Genomic DNA, 14,762 nt, shown 5'->3' with positions numbered 1-14,762 from the left:
CCACCGGCATGGTTGACCGTGTTGGTCTCCGGGCTCAAGAACCGGGTGTCGTTGTGGCTGAGCGTGTCGTTGTTGGAGAACGCCTCGGTCTGGCGCTGCGGGGTGAACGCAATCCCGTGAGTCTGGGCCACCGCCTGCTGCAAACCCACCACCGGATCACCACCACCATGCACCACCGCCGCAGGCGCCACCGCGGCGGCCGCGTGCTGGAGCTGGGCCGCCGACGCGTTCTGCACGCCGGCACCGCACATGGCGCGTTCCGGGTCGTCGACGAAGGCCTGAGCCGAGACCTCGTCGCGGAACAGGTTCAGAATCCAGTCGATTACGTTCATCTCCGTTGTCCTTTCGGATGTCTGGTCGCCGACCTCCGGCGAACTGATGCGAACGTTATGGATCCGCGGACGCCGCGAAAACGGGTCGAAGCCCCCTACCCATCGCACACGGATACAGGGTGGGCGCATGCCCCTGTTAGGGGGTTAGGGGGCGGTTTGCGGTCGCCGAACGGCGACGAGCGTCCGCAGAGTGTCGTAATCCAGCGGCGCGTCGTGCACAGACACGGTCGCTCGCGCAGAAACGAAACGCTAGCGGGAGGCCTTCTTGCGCTCGATGTCGGCGAGGGCCGCGGCAAGTTCCGCGCGCTGCGCCGCCGATGTCTCCCATGCGAGTTGACGGTTCTTGACCACTTTCGCGGGCGCGCCGACCGCGATCGAGAAGTCGGGCACGTCGCCGCGCACGACCGCATGCGATCCGAGCACGCAACCACGCCCGATCGTGGTGTTGCGCAACACCGTGACCTTGACGCCGACCCAGGTGTCAGGCCCTATTCGCACCGGCCCCTTGACGATTCCCTGATCCTTGATCGGCACATTGATGTCGTCCATGCGATGGTCGAAATCGCAGATGTAGCACCAGTCAGCCATCAGCACCGAATCACCCAACTCGATGTCGAGGTAGGTGTTGATGACGTTGTCGCGGCCGAGCACCACCTTGTCGCCGAACCGCAGCGAACCTTCGTGGCAGCGGATGGTGTTCTTGTCGCCGATGTGCACCCAGCGCCCGATCTCCATCGTCGACAGCTCCGGCGTCGCCTCGATCTCGACGCCCTTGCCGAGGAAGACCATCCCCCGCGTGATGATGTGCGGATTGCGCAGCTTGAACTTCAGCAGTCTCCAGTACCGCACCAGGTACCACGGGGTGTAGGCGCGGTTGGCCAGCACCCATTTCAGCGACGCCAGGGTCAGGAACTTCGCCTGCCTCGGGTCACGCAGTCGCGACCCTCGCCAGCGCTTGTGCAGCGGCGCGCCCCACATGGTCGTCATGGCCGGAAAGCCTACGCGAGGGTTCCCCTCCGGAACGGTTACCCTCACGTGGACCGATGACGAGGAACGGGAAGGATCGAGTGTTCCGGCGATTGACCGTGCTGGCGACGTCAGTAGTAACAGCGCTGATCACGGCCACACTGGCGGGCTGCCAGGACCCCGTCTCCTGGGTCGACGCAAAGGCCGCTGACGGCTGGGCAGCCCAATACGGCGACGCCGCCAACAGCAGCTACCAACCGGTCGCGGGCGCCGACACGCTGCGCCTGGAATGGGCGCGGTCGGTCAAGGGCGACCTCGCCGCCGCGGTGGCACTCGGCTCCGGCAGCCATCTGGCCGTCAACGCGCAGACCCCCGACGGGTGCTCGCTGATGGTGTGGGAGGCCGACAACAAGGCGCGGCAACGTTGGTGCACCCGCCTCGTACAGGGTCCGGGACCGGGAGGCCCCCTTTCCAGTCCTCTCTTTGATGGCTTCGACAACCTCTACGTCGGACAGCCCGGTGCCATGTTGTCGTTCCCGCCGACGCAGTGGATCCGCTGGCGTCAACCGGTCATCGGGATGCCGACCACAGCGCGGATCCTGAGCCCGGGCCACCTGCTGGTCGTGACGCATCTGGGCCAGGTGCTGGTTTTCGACGCCCACCGCGGCACCGTCGAAGGCAGCCCGCTCGACCTGGTGGCCGGTGTCGATCCGAAGGACGCCGAGCGCGGGCTCGCCGACTGCCGGCCGGCTCGCCCCCGCTGCCCGGTGGCCGCCGCACCGGCGTTCGCCTCCGCCAGCGGCACCATCGTCCTCTCGCTGTGGGAGCCCGGAGCCGACGCGCCCATCCTCGTGGGCCTGCGCTACCGGCCCGGGCAGTCGCCGCTTCTGACCCGCGAGTGGACCAGCGACGCCGTCGGCGGCGGACCCCTTGCCAGCCCGGTGTTTTCAGCCGACGGATCAACCGTCTACGTCAACGGACGCGACGACCGGCTGTGGGCGCTCCACGCCGCCGACGGCAAGGCCAAGTGGTCGGTACCGCTCGACTACCTCGCCCAGACCCCACCCTCCGTGTCGCCCGACGGGCTGATCGTCGCCGGCGGCGGGCCCGGGGCGAAGCTGATCGGCATCAAAGACGAGGGCGATCGCGGCGAGGTGCAGTGGACCCGCGACGACCTCACGCCGCTGTCGACGTCGAGTCGATCCGGTGCCGACGTCGGCTACACCGTCGTCCGCGATGGCGACGGGGAGGATGCCGGGCAGGCGCTGCTGGTCTTCGATCCCGCCGACGGGCGCACCGTCAACCGCTATCCGCTGCCCAGGGCGACGGGGTGGCCGGTCGGCGTCTCCGTCGGAAAAGACCGCCGCGTGGTCACCGCCACCAGCGACGGCATGGTGTACGGCTTCGCGCCGGCGTAAGCGCACGGCGCGGACCTGACTCCTACAGCGCGAGCATCGGCGCCACCGCCGCGCGCGGCACCGTCGCCTGAACCGGGCCCGCCGATTCGGGGAACAGCCCGCCCTGACTGAAGAAGAAGATCAGCGAATCGTCGGTCAGAGCGAAGTTCTGGTAGTTCGCGGGATCGGTACCTTCGCCCGGCGGAACCGGGGCGATCATGCCCTGCTTCTTCAGGTATCGATCGATTTCGGGGTAGATCACGTCCATCGGTTCGGAGCCCGGTTTGAACAAGGTGTCGAAAGTGATCGGCGCATTCGTGGCCAGGTTCCAGTTGAACGACTGGTAGAAGGTTTGCGGACGCACCCCGCCGACGTTCTGCCAGACGGTGAACACCACGCTGCGGGTGCCGGTGGTCGGCGGTCCGGATCGGTAGCCGGTGCCTTCGGCGTCGAGTTCGTAGGGCAGCCTGCCCGCGCCCGGATTCTCGGCGACGTTGACGAACCCGTCACGCGCTTGGGTGAGGTAGGCCACCAGCGGCGCCTGGTCGGGATAGTCGTTGGGGAAACTCAATTCGAAGCTGTAGTTCGGTCTTTCGACCTGCACCCGGCAGATCTGATCGGGTCCCACCGTGCCCTGCAGGTCCGCGCACCCCGGCTGGGCGGCGGCCGCGGGGCTGGCGATGGCGCCCGTGACGGCGGCCACCGCGAACAGAGCGGTCCACCCGAAATTGCGCATCGTCGACGTCCTCGCAGCCGGCGCCGGCCTGGATACCGGCGCGTCCCGCAAGGATACGTGGACGGTCAGCGCGACGGACGACAAATGAATGCCGTTGCCCGGCTTGCGGCTCCGGCCCCGATGCGGACGATCACTACCGAGGCTTGCTGTGAGCCGCGCAGGCGAAGCCGCTGTCGCAACGCGTCGGGGCCGACGTCGACACCGCGCACGAGGATTTCCACTGCGCCGACGTCACGCGCCGCGAGCGCCTGCCGCAGACGCCGGTCGCTGAATGCCACTTCCTCGAGTACCTCGAAACCGCGTACGCCGGGCGGAAGCCGGTCGCCCGACAGGTAGGCGATGGCGGCATCGAGCTGCCACAGCCCGTGCCGTGCGGCGTAGTGGCGGACCAGGCCCGCGCGCACGACGGCGCCGTCCGGGTCGACGATCCACCGCCCGGCGGGCGCCACCGGACAGTCGTCGGGTTCGGCGTCGGTGATCTGTTCGCCGCTGTCCAGCAATGACGCCCGGCGCCGGACCCCGCCCTCGGTGAGCCCGGCCGACCACAGGCACGCTTCACGCACACTGCCCGCCAGAGAGGTCACCTCGATTTCACCCTCGAAGCCCAGCCGTCTCACGGCATCGAAATCGATTCCGGGAGCGGATTTTACGACAATCTCACGGTGACGGTACACGCCGAGCAACTCGTCGAGCGGGGGCACGTAGTCACGCGGGTCGAACCGGCGGCGCCCGGCGCTACGACGGGCCGGGTCGAGCACAACGACCGTGCCATGCGTGATGGGCCGCAGGGCGTCGGCGCGGCAAAGGTCCACACCCTCGACGTTGTTGCGCGCCATCGCGATCCGGACCGGATCGATGTCGCTGCCGATCACGAGGTCCGCGGTTTCGCGGAGCGTGGCCAACTCCGTGCCGATCGAGCAAGTCGCGTCGTGCACTCGGGCTCCGCTGAGCCGGCGGGCGCGGTGCCGGGCGACCGGTTCGGCGGTGGCCTGCTGGAGGGCATCGTCGGTGAACAGCCAGGTGTCCGGATTCGAGAGCTTGGTCGCCGCCTTGCGACGCAGCAGCGTGGTCTCGACCAGCACGGCGGCATGATCACCGAAACGCGCACGCGCCGAGGCGATATCGGCGACCAGCGTCTTGGCGGTCAACGGCAACGTGGCGGTTTCCCGCAGAGCGTCGATGCCGGCCGCGCTGCGCAGGTAGTCGACGTCCTCGACGCCGAATGCCACTGTCACGTCGCGGCGGGCTTGACCCCTGTGATCATGACGTTGTAATACCAGGACTTCGGCACCACGCGGCTCCAGAGGTTGGCGTCGATCCAACTCAACGTGATCCAGCTGTGGAATGCGAATTTCGCGTAGCCCCAACCCAATCGGCCGGGTGGGACGGCGGCCTCGAAGGTGCGCAACGGCCAGCCCAGCATTGCGGCGGTGAATTCGGTGGTGGCGGTCGAGACCTCGACGGCGCCTGCGTTGTGCGCCATGCGCTCCAGATCGCCCGGAGAGAAGGTGTGCAGGTCGACGACCGCCTCCAATGCGGCCGCGCGGGATGACTCGTCGAGTTCGGCTTGGGGACGACGCCAACCCGAGAGTCCCGGGAGCTTCGTCAGATTGGTCACCGCCCGCCAGGTCAGCGTCGACAGCGGGCGGGCGTAGTTCTCCCCCGCGTTCGTCGGCTCGCCGGCGAAGATGAACCGGCCGCCCGGCTTGAGCACCCGCACCACTTCGCGTAGCGACAGTTCGACGTCGGGGATGTGATGCAGCACGGCGTGACCGACCACCAGGTCGAAGGTGTCGTCGTCGTACGGGATGCCCTCCGCGTCGGCCACTCGACCGTCGATCTCGAGGCCGAGGTTCTCGCCGTTTCGGGTGGCGACCTTGACCATGCCCGGTGACAGGTCGGTCACCGAGCCGCGCCGGGCCACGCCGGCCTGGATCAAGTTCAGCAGGAAGAACCCGCTGCCGCATCCGAGCTCCAACGCCCGGTCGTAGGGCAGCTTGCGCTGCTCGGAGAACGGAACGGTCGCGTCGAACAGGTCGCGGGCGTAGTCGAGGCAGCGCTTGTCGTAGGAGATCGACCACTTCTCGTCGTAGCTCTCGGCTTCCCAGTCGTGGTAGAGGACCTGGGCCAGTTTGGAGTCGTGGCGGGCCGCCTCCACCTGTTCCGCGGTGGCGTGCGGATTCGGAGCCGGCTCGGCGGCGACGTCTTTTAGAGCGCCGGGTTCCTTCACGTCCATAACAGCGCAGCCTAGAGGTCGAACGTCGCCTTGGCCGCAGCCAGTACCTGGGGTGGGTGCTCGACGAACCGTTGCGCCCAGGCCAGCGCGGCGTCGTAGACCCCGTCGGGCGCCACCATCTGGTCGACGAGTCCCAGCGCATGCGCTTCCTTGGCGTCGATGAACCGGCCGCTGAAGACCAGCTCCTTGGCCTTGCTCAGGCCGACGGCGCGGGCCAGTCGGGAGGTGCCGCCCGCGGGCACGAGCCCGGCGAGGATCTCCGTCACACCGAACTTGACGTTGTCGCCGCTGACCCGCCAGTCGGCCGCCAGCGCCAGCGTCAGCCCGCCACCCAGCGCGTAACCGGTGATCGCCGCGACGGTGGGTTTGGGGATGGCCGCCAGGGCGTCAACGGCCTCGCGGCAAACCTGCGTGGCGGTGTCGGCTTCTTCGGCGTTGAGGGTGCGCAGCTCCGGGACGTCGTCGCCGGCCGAGAAAATCTCGTGGCCGCCGTACACGATCACCGAGTGGACGTCGTCGCGATCGCCGATGCTTCGCGCGGCAGAGGCCAGTTCGCGGTAGACCTGCCGAGTGAGCGCATTGGTCGGCGGCCGCGACAGCAGCAGCGTGGCGATACCCGAATGCTCACCGCTCGTGTGGACCGAGACGAACTCGCTCATGCTTGGCGCGCGTCGGACCCGTAGCCTTCGGGGCTGCGGCGGTTGCGGGCGGCGTTGTACCGGTCGCTGTCGAAGAACTCGATCTCCCAGTTGCCGGTGTCCTTGTTTGCCGCCAGATGCGGTGTGACGGAGACAATCTGACGTTCCACCGCAAGTACTTCGGCGACGGTGTGGCCGGCGAGCGAGTCCAGCTGAGTCCATGTCGGAGGCAGCAGGAACGTCCGGCCGGCGGCGAAATCGTCAAGCGCTTGCTGCGGGGTGATCCAGTCGGCCGTGTCGGTCTCGGTGTTCTCGCCGTCGGCGCGTTGACCTTCCGGCAGGGCACCGACGAAGAAGTAGGTGTCGTAGCGACGGGTGCGTTCTTCCTTCGGCGTCACCCAATTGGCCCATGGCCGAAGCAGGTCGGCGCGCAGCACCAACTTTTCGCGGTGAAGGAAGTCGGCGAACGACAGCGACCGGTTGACCAGCGCGGCGCGCGCCTCGTGGTAGACCGAGGCGTCGTCCACCAGGACGTCCGGGTCGTCGGCGGCGCCGGCGAACAACACCCCGGACTCTTCGAAGGTCTCCCGTGCCGCTGCGCACACCAGTGCCTGCGCCAGGTTCGGCTCCACGTTCAAACGCTTTGCCCACCAGTCGGGTTCGGGACCGAACCAGTCGATGTCGGCGTTGCGGTCGCGATCGTCGACACCGCCGCCGGGGAACACCATGACGCCGGCGACGAAATCCATCGCCGAGTGCCGCCGCATCAGGAAGACCTCAACTCCTCGCGCGTGTCCCTCCCGACTGTCGCGGATCAGCATCACGGTCGAGGCGGGCCGCGGGGTCAGTGGCTGTTCGGCTGGCTGTTCGGTTGTTTCTTCGGTCATGCTCGTCTCCTGTGCGCGGCCCGACTCCTGGCACGGCGCGCGAAATACCGCCCGTCCACGACCTCGAGCGTGATCGCCTGGCCGAAGGCTTTGGAGAGGTTCTCGGCGGTCAGCACATCGGGCAACAGCCCGGAGTCGATCACCTTGCCCTCGGACAGGATCAGTCCGTGTGAGAAGCCGCGCGGGATCTCCTCGACGTGGTGGGTCACCAACACCATCGCCGGGGCGTCCGGGTCGGCGGCCAAATCCTCGAGCCGGGCCAGAAGTTCCTCGCGTCCGCCGAGGTCCAGTCCCGCGGCGGGCTCGTCGAGTAACAGCAGTTCCGGGTCGGTCATCATCGACCGCGCGATCAGCACGCGCTTGCGTTCACCTTCGGACAGCGTGCCGTATGTGCGCATCGCCAGGTGTTCGGCGCCGACGCTCTCGAGCATGTCGACCGCCTGCTCGTAGTCGACGTCGTCGTAGGCCTCGCGCCAGCGGCCCAGCACCGCATAGCCGGCCGAGACCACCAGATCGCGCACCACCTCACCGTCGGGCACCCGCTGCGACAACGCCGAACTGCTCAGACCGACCCGCGAGCGCAGTTCGGACATATCGGTTCGGCCCAGCCGTTCACCGAGCACGTACGCCGTCCCCGTGGACGGGTGCTCGAGGGCGGCGGCGATGCGCAGCAGCGAGGTCTTGCCCGCGCCGTTGGGCCCGATGACCACCCAGCGCTCGTCGAGTTCGACCGCCCATGTGATGGGTCCGATCAGGGTCTGTCCCCCGCGCCGCAACGACACCTTCGCGAAGTCGATCAGCACATCGGGGTCGGCTGCATCTCCTTCGGCGGTGGGCACTCGCCCATCGTAGACAGGCCACTTGTGCGTGATTCCGTTCGGCCAGCGATCGATTTCACACCCAAATCGACCGCGCGCCTGCGGCGAGCCTCGGCGACGGAAGCCCACCCGCTGACCTCCACCACCCTCCTCGGCGTGATCTTCAAGAAGAACTGCACCAGCGGGCCGATCCCCAACGCGTAGATGACGGTCCCGACCCCAACCGTGCCGCCCAGCAGCCAACCGACCGCCAGCACCGTCGCCTCGATCGAGGTGCGGACCAGACGCACCGACAGGCCGGTGCGTTCGACCAGACCGGTCATCAGCCCGTCGCGCGGACCCGGCCCGAGGCCGGCTCCCACGTAGAGCACGGTGCTGACGGCGTTGAGCACCACCGCGCCCACCATCAGCGCGATGCGCAGCGGCATCGACGTGGGCGTCGGCAGCAACCACAGGCCGGCGTCGACGGTGACCGCGATGACGACGACATTGGCCACGGTGCCCACGCCGGGCCGGTTCCGCAGCGGAATCCAGGCCAGCAGAACGACCACACCCACGACCGCCGAAGCCAGGCCGATCGTCATCCCGGTGTGCCGGGCCAGCCCCTGATGAAAGACGTCCCAGGGATCCAGCCCCAGCCCGGCGCGAACCATGACCGCCATCGAGAGGCCGTAACCGGTCAACCCGACGATGAGAACGAGGCTGCGGACCACGCCCCTACGCATGGTGGGGGAAGCGCACCTTGATGAGTTCGAGTTCCCGGGCCATGCGTTCGGCGTCGCGGTCGTCGTAGTCGGCGCGCGCGACCGGCGGCTGCCACGCCAGGGTCGAGGCGAGGCGGCGGCTCAGGCGAGGTATCCAGTTCAAGCTCATGAACTCCATGGTTGCGGCGAACTGGCTTGCCATTCAATAGCCAGTTAAGCCATACTGGCCTGCAATGACGCTCGAAGTGCCTGCCCGCACGCTCAACGTGGACCTTCTTGCTCGCGAGTTGGGGAACTGGCGGACATCCAGTCGAAGTGGACCGGCTTACCAGGGTCTGGCCGATGCCCTTCGTCTGCTGATCATCGACGGACGCGTCCCCGTCGGGGCGCGAGTGCCCAGCGAACGCGCACTCGCCGACACGTTGCGGGTGTCACGCACAACGGTCACTGCCGCCTACGCCCAGCTACAGGAGGACGGCTACCTCGTTGCGCGCCGCGGGGCGCGCAGCACCACTGCGCTGCCCGTCGTACCTGCAGCGCGGGTCGAGCCAGCCGCATCTTCCGTCAGCTTGGCCGCGGCGGCGTTGTCGGCGCCCGCCGCCGCGGTGATGGAGGCTTTCGCAGAGGCGACCCGCGACGTCACGCCGTATCTGCACGCGCCGGGACACGAACTCGTCGGTGTACCGGCACTGCGACAGGCGATCGCCGAAAGATACTGCGAGCGTGGGCTTCCCACGCAGCCTGACGAGATCATGGTGACCACCGGGGCGTTGCACGCCATCGGGTTGATTCTGACCACATATGTGCAACCCGGTGACCGTGTACTCGTCGAACAACCGACCTATCACGGTGCGCTGTCCTCCATCACGACCGCAGGCGCCCGCCCCGTTCCGGTCGCGATGATCGAAAGCGGCTGGGACTTCGACGCACTTCAGAACGCGCTGCACCAGATGTCACCGACGCTGGCGTACCTGATCCCCGACAACCAGAATCCGACCGGTATGACCATGCCCGCTGCGGACCGGAAGCGGCTGGCGCGCATCATCGCCGAGACCCGCACCCGCACCGTCATCGACGAGACGATCCTCGACATGTGGCTGGACGAGCCTCCGCCGGGCCCGGTGGCGGGCGCGATGACGTCGCGACGCGATCTGGTCCTGACGGTCGGCTCGATGTCGAAGTCGTTCTGGGGCGGGTTGCGGGTCGGTTGGATCCGTGCGGAACGCGCCACCATCGCCACGATCGCCGCGCTGCGGCCGTCGGTCGACATGGGCACTGCGGTACTCGAACAGTGCGCCGCCGCAAGACTTCTCGCCCGACATGACGAACTGCTGCCCGAGCGGCGCGAGATCTTGCGCGGCCGTCGCGCATATCTGCGGTCGCTGCTGAGTCAGCACCTGCCCGACTGGGAACCGGGCCCCGGCGCGGGCGGCATGTCGCTGTGGGTGCGGCTGCCCGCCCCCATGAGTACCGCGCTGTCGGCGGCGGCCTCCCGGCTGGGCCTCGATCTGCCCGCGGGCCCGCGGTTCGGGGTGGACGGCACCCTCGAGCGGTTCGTCCGCGTGCCGTACGCGCTACCCGAGGAACAGTTGAGCGAGGCGGTGGAACTGCTGGCGCGAGCGTGGCGCAGCGTCACCGGACTGGCGGCGCCCGAGTCGACGACCGTCGTGGTCTAGCGCGGCCTCCCCTTCCCCGCGAGCGACCGCGTCTGCCCCTCGACACGCCGCGGGCGCACGTACAAATGCGGTCGCTCGCACCACACGAAGGACCGACCTCAGTCGGGGATTTCGACCCGTCGCACCACACCGTCGACGGCATCGGCGGCCTCGATCTCACCGCGTGTGACGCCCAGAATGAACAGCACGGTGTCCAGGTACGGCTGGCTCAGTGACGCGTCGGCGACCTCTCGGAGCGCCGGCTTGGCGTTGAACGCCACACCCAGACCCGCGGCGGCAAGCATGTCGATGTCGTTGGCGCCGTCACCCACGGCCACCGTCTGCTCCATCGGCACACCGGCCTGCTGCGCGAAATCCCTGAGCGCTTTGGCCTTTCCGGCTCGGTCGATGACGGGGCCGATCACCCGGCCGGTCAGTTTGCCGTCGACGATTTCGAGCTCGTTCGCGGCGACGAAGTCCATCATCAGCTCGTGTGCGAGCGGTTCGATGACCTGACGGAAGCCGCCCGACACGATGCCGCAGTGGTATCCCAGCCGCCGAAGCGTGCGCAACGTGGTACGCGCACCGGGCGTCAACTCGATCTGATCGGCGACGTCGTCGAGCACGGACGCGGGCAGACCCGCGAGTGTGGCCACGCGCCGGTGCAGGGATTCGGCGAAGTCGAGTTCACCGCGCATGGCGGCCTCGGTGACCTCCGCGACCGCGGCCTCGGCGCCCACCCTGGCCGCAAGCATTTCGATCACCTCGCCCTGGATCAGGGTCGAGTCGACGTCGAACACGATGAGCCGCTTGGCCCGTCGCGTCAGGCTGTAGTCCTCGAGCGCGACGTCGATCTCCTGGGCGACCGCCACGCGTGCCAGCGCCTGCTGCAATTCCTCGTAGACCGCGCGGGAGGGCACCGAGACCTTCAGCTCCAATCCCGTGACCGGGTAGTCCGATATGCCACCGATCGTGTCGATGTTGACCTCGAGCCGCGCGAGTTCGCGGGCCACCACACCGAACTCTTCGGCGGTGATCGGCCGGCCGAGGACGACGATCGTGTGCGTCGACGGTTCCCGCATGACGGGCTCGCCGTCGCTGCGTTCGATCGTGACGTCCAGGCCCACATCGCGGATCGCCGCCGTCACGGCGTCCCGAAGCTCGGCGCTGCCCGCGGCTTCCGCCGATCCGGCGACCAGCACACCGAGTGTCAGCCGGCCGCGGATCACGACCTGTTCGACGTTGAGCAGCTCGACCTGGTGACGCGACAACACCTCGAACAACGCCGAGGTGACGCCGGGTTGGTCGCGGCCGGTGACCGTGATCAGCAGCGACGCGCGTCCGCGTGATTTGCCGGTCATGCCGCGATCGTCAGGTACGGACGTTCGCGTCGTCCAGCCGTGTCACATCGCCGTCCGCGGGGCCGTGTGCGCGCCCGACATGCGCCTCCGCGCGCATCCGCTCCACCATGTGCGGGTAGTGCAGCTCGAAAGCCGGTCGCTCCGAACGGATCCGCGGCAGCTCGGTGAAGTTGTGCCGCGGCGGCGGGCATGACGTCGCCCACTCCAGCGAGTTGCCGTACCCCCACGGATCGTCGACGGTCACCGGCTCGCCGTAGCGCCAGCTCTTGAAGATGTTCCACACGAACGGCAGCGTCGAGATGCCCAGGATGAAGGCGCCGATGGTCGACACGACGTTGAGTGTGGTGAATCCGTCGGTCGGCAGGTAGTCGGCGTAGCGGCGCGGCATACCCTCGTCGCCCACCCAGTGCTGCACCAGGAACGTGACGTGGAAGCCGATGAACGTGAGCCAGAAGTGCAGCTTGCCCAACCGTTCGTCGAGCAACCGGCCCGTCATCTTCGGGAACCAGAAGTAGATCCCCGCATAGGTGGCGAACACGATGGTGCCGAACAACACGTAGTGGAAGTGCGCGATGACGAAGTAGCTGTCGGTGACGTGGAAGTCCAGCGGCGGGCTGGCCAGCAGCACGCCGGAGAGGCCACCCAGCAGGAACGTCAGCAGGAAGCCGATCGAGAACAGCATCGGTGTCTCGAACGTCAACTGGCCCTTCCACATCGTGCCGATCCAGTTGAAGAACTTGATCCCGGTCGGCACGGCGATCAGGAACGTCATGAACGAGAAGAACGGCAGCAGCACCGCGCCGGTGGCGTACATGTGGTGCGCCCACACTGCGATCGAGAGCGCGGCGATGGCGATGGTCGCGTAGATCAGCGTGGTGTAGCCGAAGATCGGCTTGCGGCTGAACACCGGGAAGATCTCGGACACGATGCCGAAGAACGGCAGCGCGATGATGTACACCTCGGGATGACCGAAATACCAGAACAGGTGCTGATACAACAGCACCCCGCCGTTGGCCGGGTCATAGATGTGCGCGCCCAGATGCCGGTCGGCGGCCAGACCGAACAACGCGGCGGTCAGCAGCGGGAAGGCCAGCAGCACCAGGATCGAGGTCACCAGGATGTTCCAGGTGAAGATCGGCATCCGGAACATCGTCATACCGGGTGCGCGCATGCACACCACGGTGGTGATCATGTTCACCCCACCGAGGATGGTGCCCAGACCCGAGACGGCCAGACCCAGGATCCACAGGTCACCGCCCGCGCCCGGTGAGTGGATCGCGTTGCTCAGCGGCGCGTACGCCGTCCAGCCGAAGTCGGCCGCACCGCCGGGGGTGATGAAGCCGGAGATCGCGATCAGGGCGCCGAACACGAACAGCCAGAACGACAGGGCATTCAGTCGGGGGAACGCGACGTCGGGGGCGCCGATCTGCAGCGGCAGCACCAAGTTCGCGAACCCGAACACGATCGGCGTCGCGTAGAACAGCAGCATCACCGTGCCGTGCATGGTGAACAGCTGGTTGAACTGCTCGTTGGACAGGAACTGGAGACCGGGCATCGCCAGCTCGGTGCGCATGAACAGCGCCATCAGCCCGCCGATGAAGAAGAAGATGAAGCAGGCGACGCAGTACATGATGCCGATCATCTTGTGATCGGTCGTGGTGATGAGCTTGTAGATCAGGTTGCCCTTGGGGCCGAGTCGCTCCGGGAACGGACGCCGTACCTCGAGTTCTCCGATAGGGGGCGCTTCGGCTACCAACAGGTCCTCCATACATCCAGGTCGGGACATCCCCGCGGTTGTCTCGATGAATCCTAGCGGCCGTCCGATCGCCGATGCGCTGGGGTCCTACAAGGCGTCGTATTTGGCCGGCACGCGGGTTTCGGCCCGGGAGCTGGCCGGATGTTACCGTCGGCGACGTGTTGATCGGCGCACCGCGCAGGGGCCTCGTGGCCGCCAGGACGCTGGGCTTGGCTGCGCTCGCGACCGCTGTCGGCATGACCGGGATCAGCGGCTGCGGCTCCCCCGGTGAGGCCTCCGACAACACCGCCCCGCAAACGATCGTCACCAGTACGACGAAGATCGCCGGCGCGGGGGTGCTGGGCAATCAGCGACGGCCCGACGAATCGTGTCCGGCCGAGCCGGCAGCGGTCGATCCTGGTCCACCGGAGCGCCTGGTGCGCCACGCCGCGGGTGAGACCCTCGTCCGGGCGGACCCGCAGCGCATCGTCGTGCTGTCCGGCGATCAGCTCGACGCCCTGTGCGCGTTGGGGCTGCAGTCGCGGATCGTGGCTGCGGCACTGCCCGACGGCTCGGACAGCCAGCCGTCATACCTGGGCCAGGTCATCCACGACGTGCCGGGCGTCGGCAGCCGTAGCGAACCGGACCTCGACGGCATCCGCGCCGCGGCGCCCGACCTGATCCTCGGTTCGCAGGCGTTGACCCCCGAAGCGTTCGGCCCGCTGTCCGACATCGCGCCGACGGTGTTCTCGGGCCCGCCCGGCGCGGCGTGGCAGGACAACCTGCGGACCGTGGGCGCCGCGACCGGTCGACAGGACGCCGCGAACGGATTGGTCGAGGGATTTCACCGCGCCGCCGACAAGACCGGCGCCGACAACGACGCCACGCACTTCCAGGCGTCGGTCGTGCAGTTCACCGACACCACGATGCGCGTCTACGGCGTCGACACCTTCCCGGGCAGCGTGCTGGCCGATGTCGGCGTCGATCGCCCTGTCACACAACGCTTTACCGACAAGCCGTACATCGAGGTGGGAGTCTCCGACGCCGACATCGCCGACAATCCCGACCTGTCGATCGCCGACGGCGACATCGTCTACGTGTCCTTCGACTCGCCGGCTGCGCGCGACCGCGCGCCGGCGGTGCTCGAGAGCGACGCGTGGAAGAAGCTGGGCGCCACACGCGACAACCGGGTCTTCGCCGTCAACAACGAGGTGTGGCAGACCGGTGAGAACATCGTGGCCGCACGTGGCATGCTCGCCGACCTGCAATGGCTCAACGCCCCGATCAATTAGCGTGG

General features: G+C 67.8%; 15 protein-coding genes. 3 read left to right on the top strand and 12 right to left on the bottom strand.

All coding sequences use genetic code 11. The annotated features are described in order from the left end of the window. A partial coding sequence (locus tag AU198_RS17455; protein WP_197416146.1) for an IniB N-terminal domain-containing protein occupies nucleotides 1-332 on the bottom strand: 332 nt, incomplete at its 3' end. A gap of 249 nt (nucleotides 333-581) precedes the next feature. Then, complete coding sequence (locus AU198_RS17450; RefSeq protein WP_064349682.1) at nucleotides 582-1,319, bottom strand: acyltransferase; 738 nt, start codon at nucleotides 1,317-1,319, stop codon at nucleotides 582-584. A gap of 80 nt (nucleotides 1,320-1,399) precedes the next feature. Here AU198_RS17450 and AU198_RS17445 point away from each other — a divergent pair, with 80 nt between their 5' ends. Next, nucleotides 1,400-2,716 carry an outer membrane protein assembly factor BamB family protein gene (locus tag AU198_RS17445; protein ID WP_064349679.1) on the top strand — a complete coding sequence of 439 codons (1,317 nt, stop codon included), beginning with the start codon at nucleotides 1,400-1,402 and terminating at the stop codon, nucleotides 2,714-2,716. 22 nt (nucleotides 2,717-2,738) lie between these two features. On the opposite strand, the gene AU198_RS17440 is transcribed toward AU198_RS17445, so the two are convergent. The 8 genes from AU198_RS17440 to AU198_RS26470 form a co-directional block, all read right to left on the bottom strand. Continuing rightward, entirely contained in the window at nucleotides 2,739-3,431 is a 693-nt protein-coding gene (locus tag AU198_RS17440) for an esterase (RefSeq protein ID WP_064349678.1), read from the bottom strand. Between the two features lie 65 nt (nucleotides 3,432-3,496). Beyond that, complete coding sequence (locus AU198_RS17435) at nucleotides 3,497-4,660, bottom strand: class I SAM-dependent methyltransferase (protein ID WP_064349676.1); 1,164 nt, start codon at nucleotides 4,658-4,660, stop codon at nucleotides 3,497-3,499. Nucleotides 4,661-4,662: 2 nt separating this feature from the next. Then, nucleotides 4,663-5,667, bottom strand: a complete 1,005-nt coding sequence (locus AU198_RS17430) for a class I SAM-dependent methyltransferase (RefSeq protein WP_064349675.1) — start codon at nucleotides 5,665-5,667, stop codon at nucleotides 4,663-4,665. A gap of 11 nt (nucleotides 5,668-5,678) precedes the next feature. Then, entirely contained in the window at nucleotides 5,679-6,326 is a 648-nt protein-coding gene (locus tag AU198_RS17425; protein ID WP_064349673.1) for an enoyl-CoA hydratase, read from the bottom strand. Beyond that, the gene (locus AU198_RS17420) at nucleotides 6,323-7,192 is read right to left on the bottom strand and encodes an NUDIX hydrolase (RefSeq protein ID WP_064349672.1); all 870 of its coding nucleotides are present in this window, start codon (nucleotides 7,190-7,192) and stop codon (nucleotides 6,323-6,325) included. The genes AU198_RS17425 and AU198_RS17420 overlap by 4 nt, the downstream gene beginning before the upstream one ends. After that, nucleotides 7,189-8,031 carry an ABC transporter ATP-binding protein gene (locus AU198_RS17415; RefSeq protein ID WP_064349670.1) on the bottom strand — a complete coding sequence of 281 codons (843 nt, stop codon included), beginning with the start codon at nucleotides 8,029-8,031 and terminating at the stop codon, nucleotides 7,189-7,191. The genes AU198_RS17420 and AU198_RS17415 overlap by 4 nt, the downstream gene beginning before the upstream one ends. Further along, the gene (yczE, locus tag AU198_RS17410) at nucleotides 7,989-8,735 is read right to left on the bottom strand and encodes a membrane protein YczE (protein WP_064349668.1); all 747 of its coding nucleotides are present in this window, start codon (nucleotides 8,733-8,735) and stop codon (nucleotides 7,989-7,991) included. Before yczE ends, AU198_RS17415 begins: the two co-directional genes overlap by 43 nt. Then, nucleotides 8,728-8,916 (bottom strand): hypothetical protein, encoded by a 189-nt coding sequence (locus AU198_RS26470; RefSeq protein ID WP_197416148.1) that lies wholly within the window; start codon nucleotides 8,914-8,916, stop codon nucleotides 8,728-8,730. Before AU198_RS26470 ends, yczE begins: the two co-directional genes overlap by 8 nt. Before the next feature lie 31 nt (nucleotides 8,917-8,947). Between AU198_RS26470 and yczR the strand changes: the two genes are divergently transcribed. Next, the gene (gene yczR / locus AU198_RS17405; protein ID WP_064349667.1) at nucleotides 8,948-10,390 is read left to right on the top strand and encodes a MocR-like transcription factor YczR; all 1,443 of its coding nucleotides are present in this window, start codon (nucleotides 8,948-8,950) and stop codon (nucleotides 10,388-10,390) included. A gap of 98 nt (nucleotides 10,391-10,488) precedes the next feature. On the opposite strand, the gene serB is transcribed toward yczR, so the two are convergent. After that, nucleotides 10,489-11,730: a phosphoserine phosphatase SerB gene (serB, locus tag AU198_RS17400; RefSeq protein WP_064349665.1), complete on the bottom strand. Its 1,242-nt coding sequence runs from the start codon at nucleotides 11,728-11,730 to the stop codon at nucleotides 10,489-10,491. Nucleotides 11,731-11,740: 10 nt separating this feature from the next. Beyond that, the gene (ctaD, locus tag AU198_RS17395) at nucleotides 11,741-13,486 is read right to left on the bottom strand and encodes an aa3-type cytochrome oxidase subunit I (protein ID WP_064349686.1); all 1,746 of its coding nucleotides are present in this window, start codon (nucleotides 13,484-13,486) and stop codon (nucleotides 11,741-11,743) included. A gap of 158 nt (nucleotides 13,487-13,644) precedes the next feature. On the opposite strand from ctaD, the gene AU198_RS17390 reads away from it, so the two are divergent. Continuing rightward, entirely contained in the window at nucleotides 13,645-14,757 is a 1,113-nt protein-coding gene (locus AU198_RS17390) for an iron-siderophore ABC transporter substrate-binding protein (RefSeq protein ID WP_064349663.1), read from the top strand. Nucleotides 14,758-14,762 lie beyond the last annotated feature (5 nt).

The sequence above is a fragment of the Mycobacterium sp. GA-1199 genome (assembly GCF_001500045.1).
In the GTDB taxonomy this organism is placed as follows: domain Bacteria; phylum Actinomycetota; class Actinomycetes; order Mycobacteriales; family Mycobacteriaceae; genus Mycobacterium.
This window is presented reverse-complemented; position numbering and strand designations above follow the sequence as displayed.

What these genes read in the sequence shown, in the direction of transcription:
- AU198_RS17450 (WP_064349682.1), bottom strand. Translation starts at nt 1,319, where the DNA reads ATGACGACCATGTGGGGCGCGCCGCTGCACAAGCGCTGGCGAGGGTCG.
- yczE (WP_064349668.1), bottom strand. Translation starts at nt 8,735, where the DNA reads ATGCGTAGGGGCGTGGTCCGCAGCCTCGTTCTCATCGTCGGGTTGACC.
- AU198_RS17440 (WP_064349678.1), bottom strand. Translation starts at nt 3,431, where the DNA reads ATGCGCAATTTCGGGTGGACCGCTCTGTTCGCGGTGGCCGCCGTCACG.
- AU198_RS17420 (WP_064349672.1), bottom strand. Translation starts at nt 7,192, where the DNA reads ATGACCGAAGAAACAACCGAACAGCCAGCCGAACAGCCACTGACCCCG.
- serB (WP_064349665.1), bottom strand. Translation starts at nt 11,730, where the DNA reads ATGACCGGCAAATCACGCGGACGCGCGTCGCTGCTGATCACGGTCACC.
- AU198_RS26470 (WP_197416148.1), bottom strand. Translation starts at nt 8,916, where the DNA reads ATGGCAAGCCAGTTCGCCGCAACCATGGAGTTCATGAGCTTGAACTGG.
- yczR (WP_064349667.1), top strand. Translation starts at nt 8,948, where the DNA reads ATGACGCTCGAAGTGCCTGCCCGCACGCTCAACGTGGACCTTCTTGCT.
- AU198_RS17430 (WP_064349675.1), bottom strand. Translation starts at nt 5,667, where the DNA reads ATGGACGTGAAGGAACCCGGCGCTCTAAAAGACGTCGCCGCCGAGCCG.
- AU198_RS17425 (WP_064349673.1), bottom strand. Translation starts at nt 6,326, where the DNA reads ATGAGCGAGTTCGTCTCGGTCCACACGAGCGGTGAGCATTCGGGTATC.